General features: G+C 40.5%; 15 protein-coding genes and 3 pseudogenes. 2 read left to right on the top strand and 16 right to left on the bottom strand.

All coding sequences use genetic code 11. The features are described 5' to 3' along the window. Window positions 1-276: 276 nt before the first annotated feature. From DW182_RS22370 to DW182_RS00320, 16 genes and pseudogenes are all read right to left on the bottom strand, one after another. Window positions 277-561: a type I restriction endonuclease gene (locus DW182_RS22370; protein WP_233564061.1), complete on the bottom strand. Its 285-nt coding sequence runs from the start codon at window positions 559-561 to the stop codon at window positions 277-279. 141 nt (window positions 562-702) lie between these two features. Then, window positions 703-1,512: pseudogene (rhuM, locus tag DW182_RS00395) on the bottom strand (RhuM family protein); the annotation flags it as partial. A 22-nt stretch (window positions 1,513-1,534) separates the two neighbouring features. Then, on the bottom strand, window positions 1,535-1,798 hold the full coding sequence (locus tag DW182_RS00390; RefSeq protein WP_199678527.1) for a type I restriction-modification system subunit M N-terminal domain-containing protein: 264 nt from the start codon (window positions 1,796-1,798) through the stop codon (window positions 1,535-1,537). Window positions 1,799-2,333: 535 nt separating this feature from the next. Further along, window positions 2,334-3,611 (bottom strand): cell division protein FtsZ, encoded by a 1,278-nt coding sequence (ftsZ, locus tag DW182_RS00385; protein WP_118294303.1) that lies wholly within the window; start codon window positions 3,609-3,611, stop codon window positions 2,334-2,336. 225 nt (window positions 3,612-3,836) lie between these two features. Further along, window positions 3,837-4,235 carry a hypothetical protein gene (locus DW182_RS00375; protein WP_147400092.1) on the bottom strand — a complete coding sequence of 133 codons (399 nt, stop codon included), beginning with the start codon at window positions 4,233-4,235 and terminating at the stop codon, window positions 3,837-3,839. 433 nt (window positions 4,236-4,668) lie between these two features. Beyond that, window positions 4,669-5,475, bottom strand: coding sequence for an HNH endonuclease (locus DW182_RS00370; protein ID WP_118294300.1), 807 nt, complete (start codon window positions 5,473-5,475; stop codon window positions 4,669-4,671). A 1-nt stretch (window position 5,476) separates the two neighbouring features. Next, window positions 5,477-6,178: an OmpA family protein gene (locus DW182_RS00365; RefSeq protein ID WP_118294299.1), complete on the bottom strand. Its 702-nt coding sequence runs from the start codon at window positions 6,176-6,178 to the stop codon at window positions 5,477-5,479. 3 nt (window positions 6,179-6,181) lie between these two features. Continuing rightward, complete coding sequence (locus tag DW182_RS00360; protein ID WP_233564048.1) at window positions 6,182-7,735, bottom strand: MotA/TolQ/ExbB proton channel family protein; 1,554 nt, start codon at window positions 7,733-7,735, stop codon at window positions 6,182-6,184. A gap of 465 nt (window positions 7,736-8,200) precedes the next feature. Continuing rightward, window positions 8,201-9,610, bottom strand: coding sequence for a tetratricopeptide repeat protein (locus tag DW182_RS00355; protein WP_147400090.1), 1,410 nt, complete (start codon window positions 9,608-9,610; stop codon window positions 8,201-8,203). A 1,254-nt stretch (window positions 9,611-10,864) separates the two neighbouring features. After that, a pseudogene (gene rhuM / locus DW182_RS00350) lies at window positions 10,865-11,568 on the bottom strand (RhuM family protein). 231 nt (window positions 11,569-11,799) lie between these two features. After that, window positions 11,800-12,922: pseudogene (locus tag DW182_RS00345) on the bottom strand (ATP-binding protein). Window positions 12,923-12,999: 77 nt separating this feature from the next. Beyond that, window positions 13,000-13,986 carry a hypothetical protein gene (locus DW182_RS00340; protein ID WP_118294296.1) on the bottom strand — a complete coding sequence of 329 codons (987 nt, stop codon included), beginning with the start codon at window positions 13,984-13,986 and terminating at the stop codon, window positions 13,000-13,002. A gap of 143 nt (window positions 13,987-14,129) precedes the next feature. Then, the gene (locus DW182_RS00335) at window positions 14,130-15,704 is read right to left on the bottom strand and encodes a peptide chain release factor 3 (protein WP_118294295.1); all 1,575 of its coding nucleotides are present in this window, start codon (window positions 15,702-15,704) and stop codon (window positions 14,130-14,132) included. A gap of 21 nt (window positions 15,705-15,725) precedes the next feature. Beyond that, window positions 15,726-16,583: a dTDP-4-dehydrorhamnose reductase gene (gene rfbD / locus DW182_RS00330; RefSeq protein ID WP_118294294.1), complete on the bottom strand. Its 858-nt coding sequence runs from the start codon at window positions 16,581-16,583 to the stop codon at window positions 15,726-15,728. A gap of 70 nt (window positions 16,584-16,653) precedes the next feature. Beyond that, the gene (locus DW182_RS00325) at window positions 16,654-17,196 is read right to left on the bottom strand and encodes a DUF4924 family protein (RefSeq protein ID WP_007664433.1); all 543 of its coding nucleotides are present in this window, start codon (window positions 17,194-17,196) and stop codon (window positions 16,654-16,656) included. A gap of 16 nt (window positions 17,197-17,212) precedes the next feature. Beyond that, a complete protein-coding gene (locus tag DW182_RS00320) occupies window positions 17,213-17,866 on the bottom strand; it encodes a LysE family translocator (protein WP_007664434.1) in 654 nt (217 codons plus the stop codon). 546 nt (window positions 17,867-18,412) lie between these two features. Between DW182_RS00320 and DW182_RS00315 the strand changes: the two genes are divergently transcribed. Together DW182_RS00315 and purL are read left to right on the top strand one after the other, a co-directional pair. After that, window positions 18,413-20,500, top strand: a complete 2,088-nt coding sequence (locus tag DW182_RS00315; protein ID WP_233564047.1) for an LruC domain-containing protein — start codon at window positions 18,413-18,415, stop codon at window positions 20,498-20,500. 187 nt (window positions 20,501-20,687) lie between these two features. Beyond that, window positions 20,688-24,392 carry a phosphoribosylformylglycinamidine synthase gene (gene purL, locus DW182_RS00305; RefSeq protein WP_118294292.1) on the top strand — a complete coding sequence of 1,235 codons (3,705 nt, stop codon included), beginning with the start codon at window positions 20,688-20,690 and terminating at the stop codon, window positions 24,390-24,392. Window positions 24,393-24,418: the final 26 nt, after the last annotated feature.

The raw sequence follows: 24,418 nt of genomic DNA, 5'->3' as shown, positions 1-24,418 counted from the left end.
TAATAAACAACACATTACAGAACGCATATCTCTACAAGGGAGAAAGAACAAAGAAACAGGGGAAACAAAAATATTCTGGCAATCTCTACAAGCAAGAGGTGTAAAGCACTGATAATGAATGGTGGCATTCAAAGCAGTCTCTACAATAAGGAAATAGCCATTCATAATTGCATAACCAATACAGTCAATGAGTATTTCAAATCTTTATCATATACTTCAACCGCTGCCATACATTTTTAAAGATTATCTTTTTGCTGAGTATTTTCATCTACTATTTTACTGAACGCATCGGCACAGCTTTTGATGTCTTTGTATTCTGGAAAAGTAAAGCGTCTCTTCAGGAGCCATTGCAACAAATATCTGTACCATCTTAAAAATGCCACTGCCAAATACCCCCTCGTGGGTGTAGCGTTTGATCTGGAAAGTAGCCTGGCTCACATCTACTTTTGAACGTTTCAGTTCAATGTGGATAACAGGCATACCATTGATCAATAGCATCACATCGCCTCGCCGATCTCCACCTAAAGGGTGTGAAGCTCTGAAACGAGGCTGGCGTACTATCTGATAACGGCTTTGTCCGGCACTGATTTCACGAGCATCGAATATTTTGAGATAACCTCTTTACCACAAGTATTCGTGTCCGCAGGATTATCACGTTTGATACATACCTTCCCGCCATTAATAAGTCTGTTCATGGCATACGAGATGCTGAATATAGTCTTTCATATACATAGTCCGATGCTTCATAGCTTGCACTTCGGCAAAATCGAAATATCCGGAAACTAAATTATTCAGAACTTTCAATTCTTCTTCGCTCAAGTAATTCTTCGCTATTTTGGCATCGCGCAATGTAGGATGGTCTCCCTTGAAAGAGGTCAGTCCCATCATGTGTTGGTCTGCATCCGCCCGTTCATAAATCACTTCGGCGGCAGTATGCCCATGAGCAGCAAAATGCAGTTTATTTTGCACTATTTTGAAGAATTCGATGGATACATCAGAACGTGGGTCATAGTCAATCGCCGTAGCATAAATATCGAGCACCTGTCGATACATCACTTTTTCCGACGAACGAATGTCGCGTATGCGGTCGAGCAGCTCTTTCCAATAACCTCCTCCTCCCGTCTGCTTCAATCGTTCATCATCCATAGTGAAACCCTTGATGATATATTCTTTAAGACGTGCCGTCGCCCAAATTCTAAAACGGGTGCCTTGTATTGATTTCACTCTATATCCAACAGATATGATTACGTCCAGATTGTAATACAAGGTTTCGTATGATTTCCCATCTGCGGCAGTTGTTCGGATCTTCCGAACAACTGAATCACGCTGTAGTTCTCCTTCTTCAAATACGTTTTTAATATGTTCGCTAATGGTTGATTTCGACTTGTCGAACAACTCACAAATTTGCTGTTGTGTGAGCCATACAGTAGCTTCGTCCATCCGCACCTCCATGTGTGTCTGTCCGTCCTCACTCTGATAGATGATGATATTGCTCTTATCCTTTTCTTCCATTTTATTTTATTGAATTGTTTCGTTATACAAACATTTTATCCAAGCAGGCTGACTTTATTTGCTTAAGTTTATCAAGTCGTTGAGTCTCTAAGTCATAATCCTCTACAAGAGCCGTCATGTCATCATCATTCCATCCGATACTACGAAGACAGTTCACTTCATTGTCTGACAGGAATTTATAGAACACAAGTCCAAGAATGTAATCCTTATATTCATTGGCATCTATTTTAGAACGCATCTTATTGGCCGAGGCCCATATTTTATTTGCAAGCTGTTGCTTATTCATATATTTAATGTCTTAAATATCTTTTATTTCCTACAATTCATCATCAATTATATACGTACAAAATTAACAATTTATTAACAATTTATTCCCATATTTATTGCCGATTTAGAAAATATAACTCCCAAATAGATGAAAAAATATTTGTATAAGCAACAACTAGAGACAAGTGTAAGATTTATCTCCGCATTTTTTACCACTTCCTCCTCATGTCTACCCTCCTTCCCATACCCCCTTCAGAACACCTTCTGAGAGGGGGAACAATGAGTCAGGAACAGAAAGGCATTCAGTCCCTGAGTGAAAGGCTTTCAGTCCTTGACTGAATCACATTCATTGAGCGAGTGAAGCCAAAGCTCTCCTCAAAGCGAAGGATTTTAGAGAATATTCGTAAATAAAAAATCAATCAGTAAGATAGGAACTTCTGTTGCGAAACCGAAGCAGGCGACACCGCAATAAGGTTGCGCAGACGTTGTTCATTCTCGCTCAAATCAATAAGATTAAACCGAGCGCAGGTTGAGGTCCGTCTTCGATATTCCCTCTACATCGTTTCGTCCATAAAAGTCTCTAATTTCTTTTTTAAACGTTCCAATAAAGGAACTGTCCGTTCAGTATCATTTTCTAATGTTGCTTGAGCATCATTTCCTACCGATTCAGTATCTACCGACTTGATATTTGCCATTTTCTCAGTCGCGACATTCGCAATGTCTCCACAAGAATCATTTCCATGTTCTTTCACAAGATTCTTTTTCCTCGTCTTTCTTTCGCCATAATACTGTTTCATCAATACATCCAGTCGCTCCTGTTTTGCAACATCTATCCTATCCTCGGAGGAAACTTGACCAAGGCATTCATCATCAAAGCCCGTAGCAATAATAGCCACCTTTACATCATCTTCCAAAGTATTGTCCGGATACAATCCCCACAAAACCTCTATATCCGGAGACAGACCATCCATGAAGTCATCCACTTCAGAAAGTTCAGAAATCACTACCGGACTTTTCTCGCAAGAGTAGATAATGTAAAGCAACTTACGTGCCTTTTCAATATCCACGTTATTCAGCAAAGGAGAATTCAAAGCATCCAAAATAGCCTTTTCTATACGATGTTCACCGTTAGCACGCCCTATGGACATGATTGCACCTCCGCCATCTTTCATCACTGTTTGCACATCGCAGAAGTCCCGGTTGACTTCCCCCTCTATCGTAATGATTTCAGCAATGCTCTTAGTGGCTACCGTCAATATATCATCGGCTTTGGAGAATGCTTGTTTCACCGTAGTTGTCCCATCCGCATAAATATCCATTAAACGTTCATTGTTAATTACAAGCAAAGCATCCACATTCTTCCTCATCTCTTCCACACCTTGCAATGCCTTCTGAATACGCACCTTCTTCTCAAAAGCAAAAGGTATTGTTACGACGCCTACCGTCAGCAACCCCATTTCCTTAGCTACTCCGGCAATGACCGGTCCGGCACCTGTACCTGTTCCTCCACCCATTCCGGCAGTAACAAACACCATCTTCGTGTCTCCGTCAAATAAGTGTTTCACCTCTTCTATACTTTCTTCCGCTGCTTCCTTTCCTTTTAACGGATTGCCACCAACTCCAAGCCCAACCTTCCCAAGTTGAATCCGCACAGGTATATCAGCCCTCGCAAGTGCTTGACTATCGGTATTGCAAATAGCAAAAGATACGTTGTATACCCCTTGCCTGTACATATTCTTCACAGCATTGCTACCACCGCCACCCACACCAATCACTTTGATGATATTGACTGATTTGTCGTGCGGTATATCAAATTCTACAATTTCATCCATACTTTTTACTATATAACATTATTAATTCTCAAAAATAAATACTTAAAAGAATTGCAAAACATAACAAAAGCACTGCCTCCTCCTTCTTTCCATAGTGCCATTTTACGATTAATATATCAATAACGACAACTCCTACAAAAATAAGTAATTCTATATTCAGCTCCTCTCCCGATAATGGTACTTGGGGTTCAAATAAGCAATCCACATCAATCCCTTTACTTATAATCAAAGATTATCCCAGAACTCCGGAGATTGCTGATCCATATCCAAATTATCATTATAATAAGGATTATCATCTATACTCCCCCAACCATCAGGATCCTCCTCCTCAATATAATTCTCCTCTATTACATTATCTTCAAATTCTTCTACAAACCCAGAGCCACTTTCTACCATATCTTCTACCCCATCTAATTGAGCAGCAAGCATATTTTGTTCTTCAGAATCTTCATCCACCCTATCAAATTGCACTCTTAGCAAATCCTGTTCAACTGCTTCTTCTACATTATTATACTTTGCTTCAAGTGCTGCGTATGCATCTTCTTGTTCACTAATAGAAACTTGATTAGCAATAATTTCATGCATTGCTATTTCATCATCCATAATTAACTTCTTTTTTTCCATTGTTATATCTCCTATTTAAAAAAATTAGTATCCATTTCATTAGTGTCCGCTAATGAAACTTTATATAAAATACAATTACCTCATATCATACATTGCTTTACTAAGTATTAGAGCTGTTGCATTAACCCCCAAAAATACGCCCCAATCACCTGTGGTTGCAGCCCAATATAAAGAAATGTCATGCAAGATGACAAATACTAAAATCATAATAATAAGACTTCTATCCATATTGATATTTGCACTATATAGTCTATTTCTGTAAAACAATTGGTATTAAAAGACGATGTCATATGGTTAATCACAAGATACATCCTCATTAATACCCTTAAATTTTCGAGAATCAAATTTTCATTTGCCGCATACTTACTTATTTTTCTTCACCAAATTATAGCACAGTTCGAAAGTTGAATCAATAGCTTACTGATTCCAGCGATTATTTAGTTTTTCGAGGTTTATATTTCTTCACAAAGTTCTGTAAACAAACATAATTCGCCCCTTTAGAAAAACGAGTCTCATGGTTTTTATCCACTTTTGAGTGACACTCTATACATAAACATTCCAAATTTTCTTCACGATTATCTGTTTTATTGTTATTACGGTGGTGACAATGAATATAACCATAACCAAAATCATCTGTTATATGGATGCCGCATCGTTCACAAGTATATTTATGTTTTTCTCTATAACGTCTACTAATATCCTGCCACTCTTTTGTGTAACCTAAGACATCAACATCTGTCATTATTTCTTGTGGAGCGGCTTTCTTTAATTCATTTACAAAATCTTCGTTATTCCTATAGATATCATTTTGTTCGCTTCTTTGAATTTCCGCACAATATTTACATAGCGGAAGTATATTAACATTCTTATCTATAAAGTTGTCATCCATATCACAAACCGGCACTTCATAATCATTAGCCCAACGGTATTTATCAGTAAACAAACCTCGTGCCTTAAACTCTTGAATAATTTTGCAATTACGAATGTGAAAACGTGGTTTCCCATATCGTGCTAAAAAGTATTCCCTTTTATACATAAAACCCTTATGTTTCCGTCCGTCAGAAGTTTTAAAAAAAATACCTTCATCTGTAATTTCAATAGTCCCATTTTTGATATCTTCTATAGAGACATCAACAGGTTTAATAGGGCGATAAGCTTCAGCTTTCTCTATTTGATATCCTAACTCTTTTAAAGTAGTCTTCAACTTTTGGAATGTATAAATAGGCTTATCTTTATCCATTTTATTCAGTGATTTTCTTCACAAACTCTTCTATCATCTTCTCACTTGTTGTAATAATCCGGAATTCAACTCTCCGAGATTTTTCATAATCAATAGGATTACCAGAATCATACGTCAAATGGTTTTGGCCATCCAGTGTCCTACCATAAGACAATCCATTGGCTGTAAACCAATATTCAAGCATACGTCTTTGCTCTGGTGTATATTTCTGAAATGCAGACATAGAACGAAAATACTGTAATACGCTCAATGAACGACGTTGTGACAGAATCACATTTGCAATATATGGGTCAGATGCCAATGTAGGAAATGGTGTTGGATCAGTATGTCCCTCTATCCTAATTTCGCTAATATTATTCTTTAATGAATCTGTCAACAAAACATCAAAGTACTTGGGAAGAAATTCTTCTAATATATTGCAGAACGCAGGAGTTAAATTCCACGAACCCGTTTGAAAGAGAACGGTAGGATTAGTAAATCGCAAAGATAAATCCCTTCCTATCGTCATTTCCCATCTTGCCGTATCTGTTTTAAACTTATCCACCAATTTATCATGCAGATTTTGGCGAGCCTCTATATATTGCGCCAACACATCTGCATTTCTATTTACCCTGCTAATATATGCAATAGCAACAAATAAGAATATAACCATTAACCCTGTCATCAAGTCGGACACGGACATCCAAACATTATGCTTTGCCATATTTTACTTTCTATTAATCATTGCCTGTATGCAAGAATCCAATTCAGCCAATGTTGCGCTTAATCTGCTGTAGAATTGTCTATCTAAATCTGTCAATTGGGTATTCAAACTATCGCTTCCCCTTTTAATAAATCCGACACCTTCCTCCAGCTGTTTCTTAGTTTCCTGCCAAAACTCTTTATTGTAATCACGTATAGAACTCAGTTCTTCCAATTTCTTAATTAAAATCTGCACACCATCTACAAAATTTCTTTGTTTCCTTACCCATTCATTCAGTTTTGATGTAGAGTCATCGAACTTAATCATAGTGTCCTTAGTTAAATCTACTGTTTCAGAAAGTTTTGTTGTTATCGTTGAGAATTTAGTATCCTCTATCATTACTTTCTGCAATTCAGTAACCAGCTTTGCCAGCATACCATTTGCTCCACTTAATTGGTTTGCATATTCTGCAACATTGATAAAAATAGTAGATGTTTTTTCAAATTCTGTAGTCATCTTTGTATATTGATGTGTCAAGTCGGAAATCATTTGTTTATTTTCCTGTTGCCAAGTATTCAGCTTTTCAACACTTTGATTTAATTGCTCAAAATTCTTTTTAACTAACTTGCTAACTATTTCATTCATTTGTTTTTGAAATTCCGAAGTCGCCTGTTTCATTGCCTCAACCAATGCTTCCGTATTGCTCTTCTTTAACAATTCGGCAAATTCATCAAACTTTTGTGTCAACAACTGATTGGTTTCTTCCATTTTCATTTCAATTTCATCAACTTCCCCACGAAGTACTTCACTAAGTTTCCTAGTTTCATTTTGCGTTTCCTGCAAAATGGAGGCAGAAGCTGATGAAATATCCAATTGTTCACCTATGCAATTGTCAATATGTTCTATACTAGCATTGAGCGAATCTAATTTGTCAAGAGTTCGTTGTTCATTACTTACAATGACTGACAGATGGGTTTCTTGTGAACGAACAATAAGTGTTACTGCATCTATCTTAAGCAAGAGTTCGGATAAATTAGCATTGACAGCAGTGAATACATCTACTTTATTTAACACTGTATTATAAAAAGCAGTTTGATTCTGTGATTGTCGGTTCACGGATTCAAGCAACATTTGCATCACACCAACATTCTGCCGATTCATCTGCTCAACCGCATTACATATACGAGCAGTTGCTTCATCCTGATTACTCGGTAATCCCGCTTCATAATTATCATAAAGTTTATTGGCAATAAAGTTCGTAACCATAGATGAAATCATACCCAGTAGAGAAGTATAAAAGGCTGTTTTCAATCCCTCCAATAACGTGGGAATGCTTTTATCTAAATTCAAAGTATTAAATTCAGATAGTCCAACTGTAATTCCCCAAAAAGTTCCTAATACTCCTAAAGTTGACAAAAAGGTAGGAAACAAATCTATAGTTCGCTTTCGTTCCTGCATTTTCTTTCTTTTATTCCAAAATAGGATCAATGCGACACAGACAATTAAAGCTAATAAGATTATTCCAACACAGATTGGCAATGTGATGTAATCTGATAAGAAACTTATAAAATCATTCATTATTATATTATATTCTATTGTCTTCCCAGCTCCAAAGAAGACATTTATACAAACAAAAACGTGGAACTACGTGCCCACTATCTGTAACTGAAGGTCCTAGGAAAACCCAAACACACGAATAGATGGACAGCAGCCCCACGCTGAAATCAGCGTAGAAAACAACTATGCCATTCTGTGTGTTTTGAAAGTTTCCTAGGTTTTCAGTCACAAGAACAAGCACAACGTTTTTTACAATTTTATCTCTAAAAAAACATTGAAGGACATCACCATGTACTTCATCCGCAAACTTAAACATTTTCTTTCACAAAAAAGAAAATTAGAGAAAGTTTTTAGCTCCTACAAATATTTTCTTGAGACAACAATCACAGCCACTGTCCAATCTATATGTTGATAGCAATTTATATACTACATCTAACCACCTATACAGCAACGTCCAATACAAACATTCTTACACAGCATTCAATCTTACCAAATTCTATTTTTCTCTTCTTTTCGCAAACGCTTAGACTCCCTCATATCCGCTTTATATTCATCCCTCATTTTCAGCATTCTGAATATCTCCGCTCTGATACGATAACATTCTGCTGTCGGCTTTTCACATATTGCAAAATAATGGTTGGCAACTTTCAAAGCCTCATCATAATCTTTCAGGAAAAACAGTGCTTCCGCCTTATTGATAATAGCATCCGACCATACTCTTTCATTATGCGTTATCAACAACTGATTATCAGCAACCGCCTCACGGTACTTACCGATATGTGTATAAAGAATGGCACGGTCACGATAAGCGGCATAATATTTTGGATTGAGATTGATAAACGCTGTATATTTTTCTATCAATGCACCTTTAGGATAGGATTTATCGAAGAACAGCCTATTTAATGCACAATACTGCTCCCGCATTTCTTCCAATTCCTCTTTTAGAACTTTCTTTCTCTCTTCCGGTACCAAGACTTCAATATCAGAAATTTCCTTCGGATAAATAACCAAATCGCGTGGAAGCATTATTTTCTTCAGAAGTTCCACATATATATAGCTCTTCTTATCCCCTTCTCCTCTATATTCATGTCTATCCAATACGATATAGTAATTCCTGGCAATGAAATCATCCGCTACTTTCAAGAAAGCTTCCTTAATCCGTGAACATTTCTCATTTATCGCATTATCCGTTACATCTACCAAGCGACGGATGGACTCTTTCTGTTTTTCAGCATCCTCTCTATTGGAGAGCACTTTATAGATAGCCAACAGTTCATCATAGTAGGCCGACAGCATTTTAAATTCTACTCCCTCCGGATGGCGCAGATAAAATATATACAGCGTCTTTTGCAAAGGAGTCATCCGCACCTCCTTATCATAATCAAGCAAACGAATTTTGAACTCATCCGTAATCTGAAGCCTGCTCAACTCCGGAATCACCTTTACATTCTTCAACTCATCTAAAGTCTCAGTTCCTAATGTGTGCAACAATAACTCATAATATCCTACACCTTTCAGTATTTCAATCTCCTTCTTAATGTTTTCTGCAATATTTTTCATAACAATGGGAAATTCATGGTCTGCAAATTCTTGTTGTGGTGCTCCCTCACTCTCATAAAATTCTCCTCCCTGCAAGTTCGACACAACAGACATGCAAACACCTCCATGAGGCCTTTGCCGACCCTCTTTTATGAAAGCGCAATAGTCCAAAAAGAAAGTTTCCCAACCGTCCTCTATCACTCCTTGCATTGGATAAAGCGTGAAACGGCTCTCTCGCACTATGTTACGCATGTCAGGTGTGGAGTCATATATGAAGCAAGCAAAATGAAAGATACCACTTTCCATCTCTGCCCAATCAAAATGCAGTACCTTACAAAGCAATTTTGTATACTCCATCGTACTCATCGAGCTCAAAAAATTTTCAACACTCCTATTTCTATCTTCTGTCAAATTAGCCAAACTATTCAAAGAAGCATCAGGTTTCCATTGAGGCAAATAAATAAAACGAAAACCGTTTTGATGAAAAATGGCTTTTATTTCATCTAAATTCTCCTGGATACACCTGTTCAAACCCTCGTCATAACGATTTTCTACATAAATGTAAGTGTCCGCATCAAAATCAAAAGAAACTGTCCCAGGATAATGAAACTTCTTGAACTTATTCAATTTTCGCTGATAATTTTCCTTCTTTTCTTGTTGCTCTCTTAACCATGTATCATCCGTATCATTATTTTTAAAAATCCTGAGAACAAAACATATAGAAAGGAGAGGGAACAACAGAATAAATAATAAATAACAAAATGAAAGGAGCAGATTTATAAACAATATCAATAAACACGTCAAGCCGACTCCTTTTTCATCTTTTGTTTCTTTATACAGCGAGTGCCGGTCGCATATCAAGGATTCTCTCATATCCTTCAAATACGCTCGACAATCTTCAAAACACAAAGCTATTATCATAAGAAGTGTCCATGCACCTATTATCAGTAACATCATACTCATTTCTACATACTATTAATAAAGGCTGCTACACATTTTCATTGTACTACCTTACAAGCCGTACAATGAAGCAGAATCATATCCTTTACTTATTTTAATGTAGCAAAGGTACTATAATATAACAAATAACAGCAAGTTTTGCAAGGCTTGCAAAATCATCATCTGATATTCTCCTATTAAATGTAAATACAAAAGAGAAAGAGAACTATGAATAGCAATGTTTTTAAAGTTACAAATCGATCCCGAATCTTATTTTGTAACAACATTTCAAAACCAAAACACCTCAGTCCAAGCCATCAATCCGTCACAATCCATCCCCCTCTCAGAACACTTTCTACAGTGAGGGTATCTCAGTATCATACTGAGGTACCCTAAGTATCATACTGAAACTACCTAAGTATGATACTTAGATACCCTCGATACAAGATCAAGATAACATCACTTCCGGAAAAAGTTCAAACACAAGGTTCCACCGTTCATTTTTTGTCGAAATATTTCCAAAACAAACAACAATAAGATGTTACACATTCCCAAAATAGTCCAATCAATATAAATCAATGAGGGCTTTGTTCGCTACACGAAAAACGGTTTGATGCGTACGACGAATCAATGTTATTATCTGCTCAAAGTGAACAGACATCCAGTCTTTGTTTATGCTACTATTCTCCATTGCCATTTCTTTCCTTTAACCTTTTTGTTCAAAATCTTTATATTATCCAAATAGGCTTGCTCTACGGGAGAGAGTGTACGGACATCAAACTGTCTATATTCCCTTTCTGCTTTTTCCATAGCTTGCTCATGACTGACAGTTCCACTACCATTCAAGAGTTGTTCTCCCGTAGAAGAGAGAATTGCATCAAGATGTTGAATATAGTCTTTCATATACATAGGCCGACGTTTCATGGCTTGCACTTCAGCAAAATCAAAATATCCGGAAACTAAATTATTCAGAACTTTCAATTCTTCTTCGCTCAGGTAATTCTTCGCTATTTTTGCATCGCGCAATGTAGGATGCTTTCCCTTGAATGAGGTTAAGCCCATCATGTGTTGGCTTGCATATGCCCGTTCACCCATATTCTAAAATGGGTGCCTTGTATGGATTTCACTCTATATCCAACAGATATGATTACGTCCAGATTGTAATATAATGTTTCGTATGACTTCCCATCTGCGGCAGTTGTTCGGATTTTCCGAACAACTGAATCACGCCGTAACTCTCCTTCTTCAAATACGTTTTTAATATGTTCGCTAATGGTAGATTTTGACTTATCAAACAATTCGCAAATTTGCTGTAGTATGAGCCATACAGTGTCTTCGTCCATCCGCACTCTGATAGATGATAATATTGCTCTAATTCTTCCATTTTATTGATTTGTTTCGTTATACAAACATTTTACCCAAACAGGTAGATTTTATTTGCAGACTGTTGCAGATTCATATATCTAATGTCTTAATTAAGGTTCCCTGAATAGTATCATAAAAGTATTACCCTGAAAAAGCTTTTCAATATTGTGCCCAAATCTCAATTCTTTATCCGTACAATCACACAAAGGTTTAATCTTATTTCCATTCAAGATAAAGTATATCTACATATCTTCCATTGAGAACAATCTGCTCTCTATCTCATACTTAAACAAAGCTTTCTTCCTCAATTCCTCTACTTTGAATGCAAACAAATCCGGCTTGAAATTCTTGGATTGCTTTTTCACCTCTGCCACCAAAGCTTTCTTCTCCTCCGCATATAGTCCTACAATATCAATTTCATCCTGATCTTTATTGTTTTTGCCCTGCCACCATGAGCCTATGTCTGCAAATTCCTTACTCTCCATCATCTGTTGGCGGAAGTACATTTCCAATGCCAAACCGGAGAAAATGGGATAATCCTTTTTAATAATGTCAGCCAAGCGTTCAAAATTCTGTATCTCTATATAATTTTGATACTTGATAAAATACCGGAACCAGAAACGCAAAAACAGATCCGATACCTCATAACGGACTGTTTGAGAACTCTCTTTTGAAAATATCGGCCGTTTCTTCTTTACCAGCCCATAGTCTTCTTCCAATCTTTTCAGTTGTCCGCCCAGACTGATCCCTCCCATAACCGTATCCATCTCCGACAAAGTATTCCTGCCATTGGAAATTGCGGATAGAATAGAAAAGTAATTGCCGTACTTTTTACCGAATTCTTGCACCAGCAAAGCTTGCCCTTCTGTCAGAAAGGATGAATCAGGTTGTAGCATAAAGTCCACCATACTTTCCACATCCGTACATCCATTATCCATAAACTGCTCGATATACTTCGGGACACCACCGGTAAAAGTATAAAGTCCCAATAAATCATCTTTAGTATAGTCCGGTTTATGATCCGACATAATTTCTTTCAACACCGAAGTAGTAAAAGGAGCCAATTTCATTATACTATCGGCACGACCGTACAACGGTTCCTTGGAGTCCCTGAAGAAACTCATCTATAATCAGATTGTATTCCATCCGTGTACCCAAATCCATCAAGAAGCGGAACATCTCTGCAAAATTAGTAAGTTCCGGCACGTAAATATTGAGTGACTGCCGAATTTCAGAAGTAAACCGCAAACAAATATCTGTTTCATTACTTCGACTGACAAACAGATACACCGTAGGCGTACCTTCACAACTTTTGAAAATAAGACTGGTTTTACCAATGCGCCTCCGTCCGGTAAGTACAGTCATTTGTGAATGCACCGAAAAAGATACTCCGCGAATCTTTTCCAATGAGGCTATATCAAAACCAGACTCATACAAGGAGTTCAGCACCCTTCCACCACCGCATCCACCGTTTCACCGTTGGCAAACAACGCCTCGTCCATCTGCAACAGTCTCTTCTTCAACCGGAACTTTTGCTGAGATACCGAAGCGGGCGACACGGCCGTCAACGTAGCAACCTGCGCGTTGGTAAAGCGCAACCGGATGAGCAGGCAAAGCTGAAGATCGGCAGGCGTAAGTTTCGGGAAACGTCCGGCAAGGCGGGTGGTAAACCCTTCGTACACACGATCCGTGAGTGTTTGCAAGTATCTCCACTGTTCGTCCGTGAGGAACTTGGGATGACTGCGCAGTTGCCCCACTACCTCATCGCGGTCTATCAAGGCAGAAGTGAGTGCCTGTACCTGGCCATCCAACACGTGCGCACGCTCCCCCTCCTTCCGCAACAATTCCAGTTCGCGGGGGAAGGGACGCTTTTCATAATCCTTAAGGCGGGCACGAAGGGATGCGTTCTCATCACACAAGTGACTGCCATGCTCCATAAGGTTCATCAATGACCGGTGTACTTCTTCCCGTTCCTCATCCGTCAGTGACATCTCCTGCAGGCACTCCTGCAATTCATTTTTTTCCAGTTCATTGTTGCGCAGACGTTGCTCATTCTCGCTCAAATCAATGAGGTAACGGCGATGCTTACGGTCGGTCGAAAACTTGATATTGCTTATGGAGAGCCATACGTTCAGACCTATCATCAGAGCAGTAAATGCTCCCCAGAAGAATTGCTTCCGCTTATTGGCAGGCATCAGGCGGACACGCTTCCCATCGGAGAGTTCTTTCACCCTGTTATATTCACGATGCAATTCGGAAAGCAGACGGGAGGTTTGGGCACTATCGGCGACACCGGCTTGTACTAAAGAGTCGGCACGGACAAGGGATTGTTCATAATCGAGCATGGTTTTACTGACAGGGGCAGTGCAAGCTGTCAGCCCCAGAAGAAAAAGAAAGGACAAAAAGAATAGCATATATCCGCTTTTCATAATCAATGTTTTGTCGTTGTTTTTAGAATCAACACATATCAATCTTAGCGTCACAAAGGTAATGCTTTCTCTACATAATAAACAAAAAAGGCACAAAGTTTTTCGTTACTTTATGCCCTCTATCTATCTTAAAACAAGAAAAATCAGAACTCACTTGTAAAGTGAAACTTAATATTCTTAAAGTCCATCTGCGCCATCTGCAACACATAACCGCTATCAGCCAAGAATACATCCCTACCCTCACGATCCTTTGCCATATACTGATACTTGCGCTTTTTAAAGGCTTCCAGCTCTTCCTGATTATCACTCTCTATCCAGCAAGCCTTATACAAGCTCAACGGTTCCCAACGACACTTCGCACTGTATTCATTCTCCAAGCGATACTGGATAACCTCAAACTGCAACTGTCCTACCGTACCGATAATCTTACGCCCATTAAACTGATTGACAAACAACTGCGCCACACCCTCGTCCATCAACTGGTCGATACCCTTGGCAAGCTGTTTCTGCTTCATTGGGTCAGCATTCTCGATATACTTGAACATCTCCGGTGAGAAACTCGGTAAACCACGGAAATGAAGCATCTCCCCTTCCGTCAGCGTATCACCAATCTTAAAAGTACCGTTATCCGGCAAACCGATAATATCGCCTGCCCAAGCCTCGTCAACGGTTGTCTTGCGCTGTGCCATGAACTGCGTGGGCGAAGAAAAACGCATCGTCTTCCCATGACGTACATGCAGATAAGGAGTATTACGTGTGAATTTACCGGAACATATCTTGCAGAATGCAATGCAAGAACGGTGATTCGGGTCAATATTTGCCGTAATCTTAAACACAAAACCGGTAAATTTCGGTTCTTCCGGTTCCACTTCACGTTCTTCCGCCTGCACCGGACGAGGGCTTGGGGCTATTTCCACAAAGCAATCCAGCAGCTCCTGTACACCGAAATTATTCAGAGCCGAACCAAAGAATACAGGCGCCACTTCCCCTTTCAGGTATTCTTCCTTATCAAATTCAGAATATACTCCATCTATCAACTCCAACTCACCACGTAATTTATCAGCCAGTTGCGCACCGATTTGCTTATCCAGTTCTTCGGTATTGATATCTACCTCCACCTTTTCCGTCACTACCTGCTTGGAAGGCTGAAAAAGGTTCAGATTCTGCTCATAGATGTTATAAACTCCCTTAAAGCGCACACCACTTTCGATAGGCCACGTCAACGGACGCACATGAATGGCAAGTTCTTCCTCCAGCTCATCCAGCAAATCGAAAGGATCTTTAGCCTCACGGTCCATCTTATTGATGAATATAATAACCGGTGTGTTACGCATACGGCACACCTCCATCAATTTACGAGTCTGCGTTTCCACACCTTTGGCACCATCCACAACGATGATAACGCTATCTACAGCAGTCAGCGTACGGTAAGTATCTTCGGCAAAGTCCTGGTGACCGGGAGTGTCGAGGATATTAATCTTATAATCTTTGTAATCGAACTCCATCACAGAGGTAGTTACAGAAATACCACGCTGTTTCTCTATATCCATCCAGTCGGATGTAGCCGTTTTCTTTATCTTATTGCTCTTTACAGCACCCGCTACCTGAATCTGTCCACCGAAAAGCAACAGTTTTTCAGTTAATGACGTCTTACCGGCATCCGGATGCGCGATAATCGCAAAGGTCCGTCTTCTTTCTATTTCGTTATTATTTGCCATATATAAATAGGTATAATATTATTATTGGGCATTCAGTTTATCAATACATACTTTCAGGCTTTCTTCCCAATGTGGAATATGCATCCCGAAAGTATTTTTTATCTTTGTCTTATCCAATACGGAATAATGCGGACGTGGAGCCTTTGCCGGATATTCATCCGTATGCAACGGACTAACCTTACAAGTCGTAATGCCTGCAATGCGGTGAATGGCAACTGTAAAGTCATACCAAGAACATACACCCTCATCGCTGAAATGATAAATCCCCGGTACAATTCCCTGATTGATGGCTGCATAGATGGCAACAGCCAGGTCTTTTGCATACGTCGGTGTACCGATCTGGTCGAAAACAACTCCCAAAGATTCACGTTCACGTCCCAGACGAATCATCGTTTTCACAAAATTGCTTCCATAAATAGAGTATAACCAGGCAGTGCGAATCACCATCGCCTTCTCGCAGTTCTGCATGACTTCCTTCTCTCCGCCCAGTTTAGTGAAGCCATAAACTGAATTAGGACACGGCATGCAATCTTCTTTATAAGGTATATGCGCCGTACCGTCGAATACATAGTCCGTAGAAACTTGTATCATTGCAGCACCATAAGCTTGTGCAGCACGTGCCAGTATTCCCGGAGCCTCCTCATTCAGTTTGCGGCATAGTTCTTCGTTATCCTCTGCCTTGTCAACCGCCGTAAAAGCGGCACAATTTACTACGACATCAATCTGATTGTCGGCAATGCATGCCCGTACAGCGTGTTCGTCACAGATATCCAATTCCTGTACGTCAGTAAAAAAATAGGTGTGTTGCGGATTCTCTTTTGCAAGAACTTGCATCTCGTTGCCAAGTTGTCCGTTGGCTCCGGTTACTAATATTCTCATCTCTATATTTAGATTCTATTAATTACAATTCACGATTAAAACTACGATCCCTCATCACCCTGTCACTTTATCACTCTTCCAGCTTTAACTCCCCCTTCTTGTCCTTCTCATTATAGTTGGCAAGCAAAGATATGAAACTGCTGATAACCTCTATTGCCTTCGCCGTTCCCGGTGTTATTTCCTTCTTCTGCAAACGCAACAGCAGAACACCATACAAAGCTTCGAAACATGTTTCCAATTCCGGTTCATCCTTCTTCCCGCTCTTTTGACGCAACTCTACAATAAAAGGCAATGCTTTGAAATAAGCCGCACTATAATAAGGGTACTTGGGTGATGATAACAATTCGCCATGCAACTCCGTCAGGTTTATCACTACATTACGGTTGATTTGCAGATGCCCTTTCTCCTTCACACCTTCGATACGCATCATATCAATCAGATTTCCATACCATTCCTCCAATGCAGGGCGCTCTTCTTCGGGATAACGGGAAATAATATTTTCGCGGATTTTATCTATATCGCAACCGTTGGCACGTATCAAATCTTCCACCTGCCACATATATATAAGGTATTCTGCGATATTCTTCGCTTTCAGTTGTTGTGCTATCTTCATGATTTTATGTTTCTTGTCAGTAAAGTGATTCGCCCATCAGCGTAAACACCAATCCAAACACAGATACAACAATGACAATGCCTCCGATGATACGGTTCAATATCCAGATGCCGCGCAGGTTGAACTGTGTACGGACTTTATTCACAAAGAAAGTAATACCGAACCACCACGCCAATGCTCCCAATGCAATAGCCAGGTATCCGGTGACTGCCTCAAACACCAGCACCCCTTCGCTGACAAAGGCAAAGCGTGCAAAGAGTCCGATAAACAGGAAAATAATAAGTGGATTGGATAGTGTGACGGCGAATGCCGTTATGAAGTTATGAAAATAAGAACCTTTATTAGTAGAAACAGGGCGAATGGACGAAACGGGATTACTGCGGAACGTATAAATGCCAAATGCCAACAGCATGATGCTTCCGAACAACTGCAAATAAAAAATATTTTTATTGACGTAATCGAATACGAAACTCATTCCGTATCCTGTCAGTAAGGCGTAGGCAATGTCACTCAGCGAGGCTCCCAGTCCCGTTATAAAACCATACCAACGCCCCTTGTTCAGCGTACGCTGAATGCACAGTACGCCAACAGGCCCCAGCGGTGCAGACACAACTACCCCGATAATAAAGCCCTTCCATAATATATCGAATATGGTCCTTATTTCAATCATGGCTGCAAATATCGTACTTTTTTGTGAGACGAACCAATTGTGTTAACGTTTTTTCGACTGATTAGCATAAAACACCTAATACTTTACACTACTAAAGCGAAAAAGTGACAAATAACAGGCTATTCTTAGACAGAAACGTTGTGCATGTTTAGAGGTGAAAAGTCTTTCATAAGAAAATGAATTTGCAAGTCGTTTTACAGAGAATGAAAATAGAGACATTTTAGTTTGACATTGTAAAAAACATGCATTTATTACGGAGATTTATTTAAACATAAAAGCTGATTATAGAATAGTTACTTGAGCACCGGTTAAAAGAGCGTACATAAAGTAGAAAACAAGCAACTCTTAGCATCCTATTATTTTACATAAAAGCAATATGGAAAGTTCAGATAAATTTTATTTTAGAAGTCAAACAAAAGGATAATTCAGTACAGATATTATTAAATAACCAACTTAAAAGAATAAAAAGACAACTTTTAATAGCTTTATATCAAGATTTACATTATCTTTGTACTGTTAATTAATACAAACAGAAAAGACATGCTTATGAAAACAGCTCATCAATTAAGGAATCTCTTATTCATTACACTACTTGCACTTGCCGGTTGTATGAACAATGATGTATACAATCCTGACAGCAAACCAGACAATGAACCTGACAATGGGAATGTCACCGATCTTACTATTCCCTCAGATTTTCTATGGTCTACCACTGCCCAAGTTGCCGTTCACGTAACTATCGGCAATAATACGCCCCACACTTATACTATCTCCATCTACTCACAAGGAGCAGACGAGGAGAGTTTGCCTGTAGCCATTGGCACAGCCAGTTTCAACTACCCATATAACAAAGAAATCACACTACCTGCCAGCGATACGATAGTGACCGTAACCCAAACATTACACTATACAGATGGTAGCCAAATGACATTGGAATGTAATGTCCCTATAGTCAACAAGAAAGCAACATTACATCTGGGAGAGTCCGGCAACACAGTCTCGTCTACCCGTTCTCCCAACATAACTACACGTAGTGATGATGACCTGGAAGATTGGAACGAAGCAAAAGAGTTAACAACTGACATCACAAAGATAAATAAGAATGAAGAATACAAAGTTTCTACCGGAAACATGGTTAACTTGAATGATAACATCAACATTATGGAAGGCGGTAAAATTTATATTGCAGGAACATTGAACATTTCAGCAAAGAACGCATTTCAGAACCATAAAGATGCCAAATTTATCATCTTAAGCAAGGAACAGTCCAAAGGAGAAGCAGCGGGGATTCTTCAATGCTTTGGCGACTTCACTGTTAAAAATGAATTTGAAATAGAGAATTACGGCACAATGACAGTAAACGGAACACTCGCCATTGAAAATGGCGGTGAAATAGATAACTATGGATGCCTTCACGCCGAAAAAATAGAATTGGATGGTAACGGAAAGGATGACTCACTACTTGAAATAAAAGAAAGAGGATACGTTTTCTCCAAAACAATGTGGATGCAAAAAGCCACTTTAGAAATGGAAAAGAACTCTCTTTTAGAAATTGAGGAAACTTTAGAGTTAAAAAATGACAGTGAAATAGAGGGAGATGATGATGGCAAATGGGCCGTAGTCAAACTAACGAATGCAACAGTAATAAACGAATACAACGATAAAACCACACAAATTAAAAATAAAGTATTCGTTGTATGCGACCATAACAATGGGGAAAAGCCAAAAAACATTTATTTGGAAGACGGTGCCCAATGGGGGAATACGAAAGCTGCCGCCAACGCAGGGGTGAAAACAACAGGCTCCGATTGTGCTCCCGCCTACAAACCGGAGGAAGGGGGTACCCCGGAAGAACCCGGTAATGATAAAGAATATACTTTAGGGCAGTATACCTACGCCTTTGAAGATCTGTGGCCCAACTTTGGCGATTACGATATGAATGATATTGTACTGGTTACCAAAGTTACACTAAAAGTTACAGGTAACTACGTAACCCAAGCCACACTGAAGTGTAAACTTGCCGCCATCGGAGCAAGTAAACGCATTTCCGCAGGAGTACAGTTGGACGAACTCACTGCCGGCGATATTAGCAGTATTCAATATGATACAAGTAATAACTTCACAGAAAATATGTTCAAAACCAATGCCAACGGCACTGAACAAGGACAAACTTTAGCAGTTGTACCCCTGTTCGACCATGCGCATGCTTTTGCAGGTTATAACGGCACTCCCATCGTAGGTACCTATAAGGACGCTGAATTTAATCCTAAAGAATTCACCGTAACCATTCATTTCAAAGAGAACAGTGTGGAAGAATCCAAATTGGCTTTAAACAAATTGAACTTCTTCATCACTTGCAATGCAGCACAAGGCAAACGTATGGAAATCCACCAGATCAATGGAAAAGCAACCGACTTGTTCGACACATCCGCCATTGGCGGAGTGGTTGCATCCCCCAATACCCCATTCAGGGCAAAGGGCAATTTCTGCTGGGTCATGATAATCCCCGGTGAATTCAGCTTCCCACTAGAGGGCAACAATCTCCGCCAATCTTTTGAGAATTTCGAGCTATGGATTACCAATCCGGATTACGATTGGTACAACCACCCTTTCCCTGACAAAGTAAAACAATAAGGATTCCCGATAAAAACGCATGCAAGCAAATCTGCATGCGTTTTTTATTTCCATTTCTTTCTCTCCCCCAACGATTTTATGTATCTTTGCGCCAAAGGAAAAAAGCCGGTACTTCCGTAAGCGCTTCCCAGCCTTTCCCGGAGTATCCCAAGCATAAATCATAAATCATAAATCATAAATATTCAGTATGATTCTTTTTTTCAAGACCCCATCCAAGAGCGTGATAGCCGTAGAATGCGACCACGTACTTTCCCAAGCAGACATCGACAAACTCTGCTGGCTTTTTGGAGAAGCCACCCCCGAAAGTGAAGACAACCTGAAAGGACATTTCGTTGGTCCACGCCGCGAAATGATTACTCCTTGGAGTACGAATGCCGTAGAAATCACCCAAAACATGGGACTGAATGGCATTACCCGTATTGAAGAGTATTTCCCTGTAAAAGACGAAAACGCTGACCATGACCCAATGCTGCAACGCATGTACAAAGGTTTGGACCAGGATGTATTCACCACTAACCGTAAGCCGGAACCGATCGTCCATATTGAAGACCTGGAAGCTTACAATGAGAAAGAAGGTCTGGCACTCTCAAAAGAAGAGATGGACTATCTCAAAAAAGTAGAACAGGACCTCGGACGAAAGTTGACAGACTCCGAAGTGTTTGGCTTCGCTCAAATCAATTCTGAGCACTGCCGCCATAAAATCTTCGGTGGAACGTTCATCATCGATGGTGTGGAACAAGAGTCTTCCCTCTTCCAGATGATTAAAAAGACCACTCAGGAAAATCCGAATAAGATTATTTCAGCCTATAAAGACAACGTAGCTTTTGCAGAAGGTCCTGTAGTTGAGCAGTTTGCTCCGGCAGATCATTCCAAGCCTGATTTCTTCCAGGTGAAAGATATACAGAGTGTTATCTCACTGAAAGCTGAAACACATAACTTCCCTACCACAGTGGAACCGTTCAACGGTGCTTCTACCGGTACAGGTGGTGAAATCCGTGACCGTATGGGCGGTGGTAAAGGTTCCTGGCCGATTGCCGGAACTGCTGTCTATATGACTTCTTATCCACGCACGGACGAAGGACGTCCTTGGGAAGAAATATTGCCGGTACGCCAATGGCTGTACCAGACTCCGGAACAGATTCTGATCAAGGCATCCAATGGTGCCAGCGACTTCGGTAATAAGTTTGGCCAACCACTGATTTGCGGTTCGGTACTTACTTTTGAACATAAAGAGAACGACGAAGTTTATGGTTACGATAAAGTAATCATGCTTGCCGGTGGTGTAGGTTACGGTACAAAGCGTGACTGCTTGAAGGGTGCTCCCGAAGCCGGAAACAAAGTCGTTGTGATCGGTGGTGACAATTATCGTATCGGTTTAGGTGGCGGCTCCGTATCTTCAGTAGACACCGGACGTTACAGCAGCGGTATTGAGTTGAATGCTGTACAGCGTGCCAATGCCGAAATGCAGAAACGTGCCTACAACGTAGTACGTGCCCTCTGCGAAGAAGAGACTAACCCAGTGGTGTCCATCCACGACCACGGTTCAGCAGGACACGTGAACTGTCTCTCCGAATTGGTGGAAGAATGCGGTGGTTTGATCGATATGAGCAAGTTACCCGTAGGTGACCAAACTTTGTCAGCTAAAGAAATCATCGCCAACGAAAGCCAGGAGCGCATGGGATTGCTGATTGAAGAAGAAGCCATCGAGCATGTACGTAAAGTAGCTGAACGCGAACGTGCTCCGATGTATGTGGTAGGTGAAACTACCGGCGACCATCGTTTTGCCTTCCAACAAGCTGACGGTGTACGTCCGTTCGACCTTGCCGTGGAACAGATGTTCGGTTCGTCTCCCAAGACTTACATGATAGACAAAACCGTAGAGCGTCACTACGAAATGCCGAAATACGAACAATCCAAGTTGCACGAATACCTGACGAATGTATTGCAATTGGAAGCTGTTGCCTGCAAAGACTGGTTGACTAACAAAGTAGACCGTTCCGTAACAGGTAAGATCGCCCGCCAGCAATGCCAGGGCGAATTGCAGTTACCGCTGAGTGACTGCGGTGTGGTAGCCCTCGACTATCGTGGCGAAAAAGGTATCGCTACCTCATTAGGACATGCGCCACAAGCTGCATTGGCAGATCCGGCAGCCGGTTCGGTACTTTCTGTAAGCGAAGCGTTGACCAACCTTGTATGGGCTCCTATGGCTGAAGGAATGGACAGCATTTCCCTCTCTGCCAACTGGATGTGGCCTTGCCGCTCACAAGAGGGTGAAGATGCACGCCTCTACACCGCCGTAAAGGCATTAAGTGATTTCTGCTGTGCACTGCAAATCAACGTGCCTACCGGAAAAGACTCTCTCTCCATGACTCAGAAATATCCCGACGGTAGCAAGGTGATTGCTCCGGGAACCGTTATTGTGTCGGCAGGCGGTGAAGTATCCGACGTGAAGAAAGTAGTTTCTCCCGTACTAGTAAACAACGAAAAGACAACCATTTATCATATTGATTTCAGCTTTGATACATTAAAGCTGGGCGGTTCGGCTTTTGCACAGTCATTGGGCAAAGTAGGTGACGAAGTACCTACCGTACAAGATGCCGAATATTTCCGCGATGCTTTCCTTGCTGTTCAGGAGTTGGTAAACAAAGGATTGATTCTTGCCGGACATGATATTTCTGCCGGTGGTTTGATTACAACTCTGCTTGAAATGTGTTTCGCTAATGTAGAAGGTGGTATGGAGATCAACCTCGACAAAATGAAGGAACACGACCTTGTGAAAATTTTGTTTGCCGAGAACCCGGGTATCGTGATCCAGGTAAGCGACAAGCACAAAGAAGAGGTTAAACAAATATTGGAAGATGCCGGTGTGGGTTATGTGAAAATCGGTAAGCCGACTGATGAACGTCACATCCTCGTATCCAAAGACGATGCTACTTACCAATTCGGTATCGATTACATGCGTGATGTATGGTATTCTACCTCTTACCTGCTCGACCGCAAACAATCTATGAACGGCTGTGCTAAAAAGCGCTTCGAAAACTATAAGATGCAGCCCTTGGAATTCGCTTTCATGCCAGGTTTCAAAGGTAAATTCTCTCAATACGGCATTGATCCGGATCGTCGTACCCCGACAGGTATCCGTGCAGCAATTATCCGCGAGAAAGGTACGAATGGTGAACGCGAAATGGCCTACTCACTGTACTTGGCAGGATTCGATGTGAAAGACGTTACAATGACCGACCTTATCAGCGGACGCGAGACATTGGAAGATGTGAACATGATTGTTTACTGCGGTGGTTTCTCTAATTCCGACGTACTGGGTTCTGCCAAAGGTTGGGCAGGTGCTTTCCTCTTCAACCCGAAAGCCAAAGAAGCTCTCGACAAATATTACGCTCGTGAAGATACACTTTCACTGGGTGTTTGTAATGGCTGCCAGTTGATGATGGAACTGAACCTCATTAACCCGGAACACAAGAAGAATGGCAAGATGCTTCACAATGAATCGCATAAATTCGAATCCAGATTCCTGGGACTTACCATTCCTACAAACCGTAGTGTAATGTTCGGTTCGTTAAGCGGAAGCAAACTCGGCATCTGGGTAGCTCATGGAGAAGGAAAATTCTCTTTGCCTTACGATGAAGATAAATACAATGTGGTGGCTAAGTACAGTTATGATGAATATCCTGCCAATCCGAACAATTCGGACTACTCAGTTGCCGCAATAGCAAGTTCCGACGGACGTCATCTCGCTATCATGCCTCACTTGGAGCGTTCCATCTTCCCATGGCAGAACGGTTGTTATCCTGCTGATCGTCTGCACAGTGACCAGATTACTCCATGGATGGAAGCCTTCGTCAATGCACGTAAATGGGTAGAAGAAAAGACAAAGTAGTTCTGACTACAATTTAGAAGTGATGT

It is taken from the genome of Bacteroides sp. AM16-24, from assembly GCF_003471885.1.
GTDB lineage: Bacteria > Bacteroidota > Bacteroidia > Bacteroidales > Bacteroidaceae > Bacteroides.
This window is presented reverse-complemented; position numbering and strand designations above follow the sequence as displayed.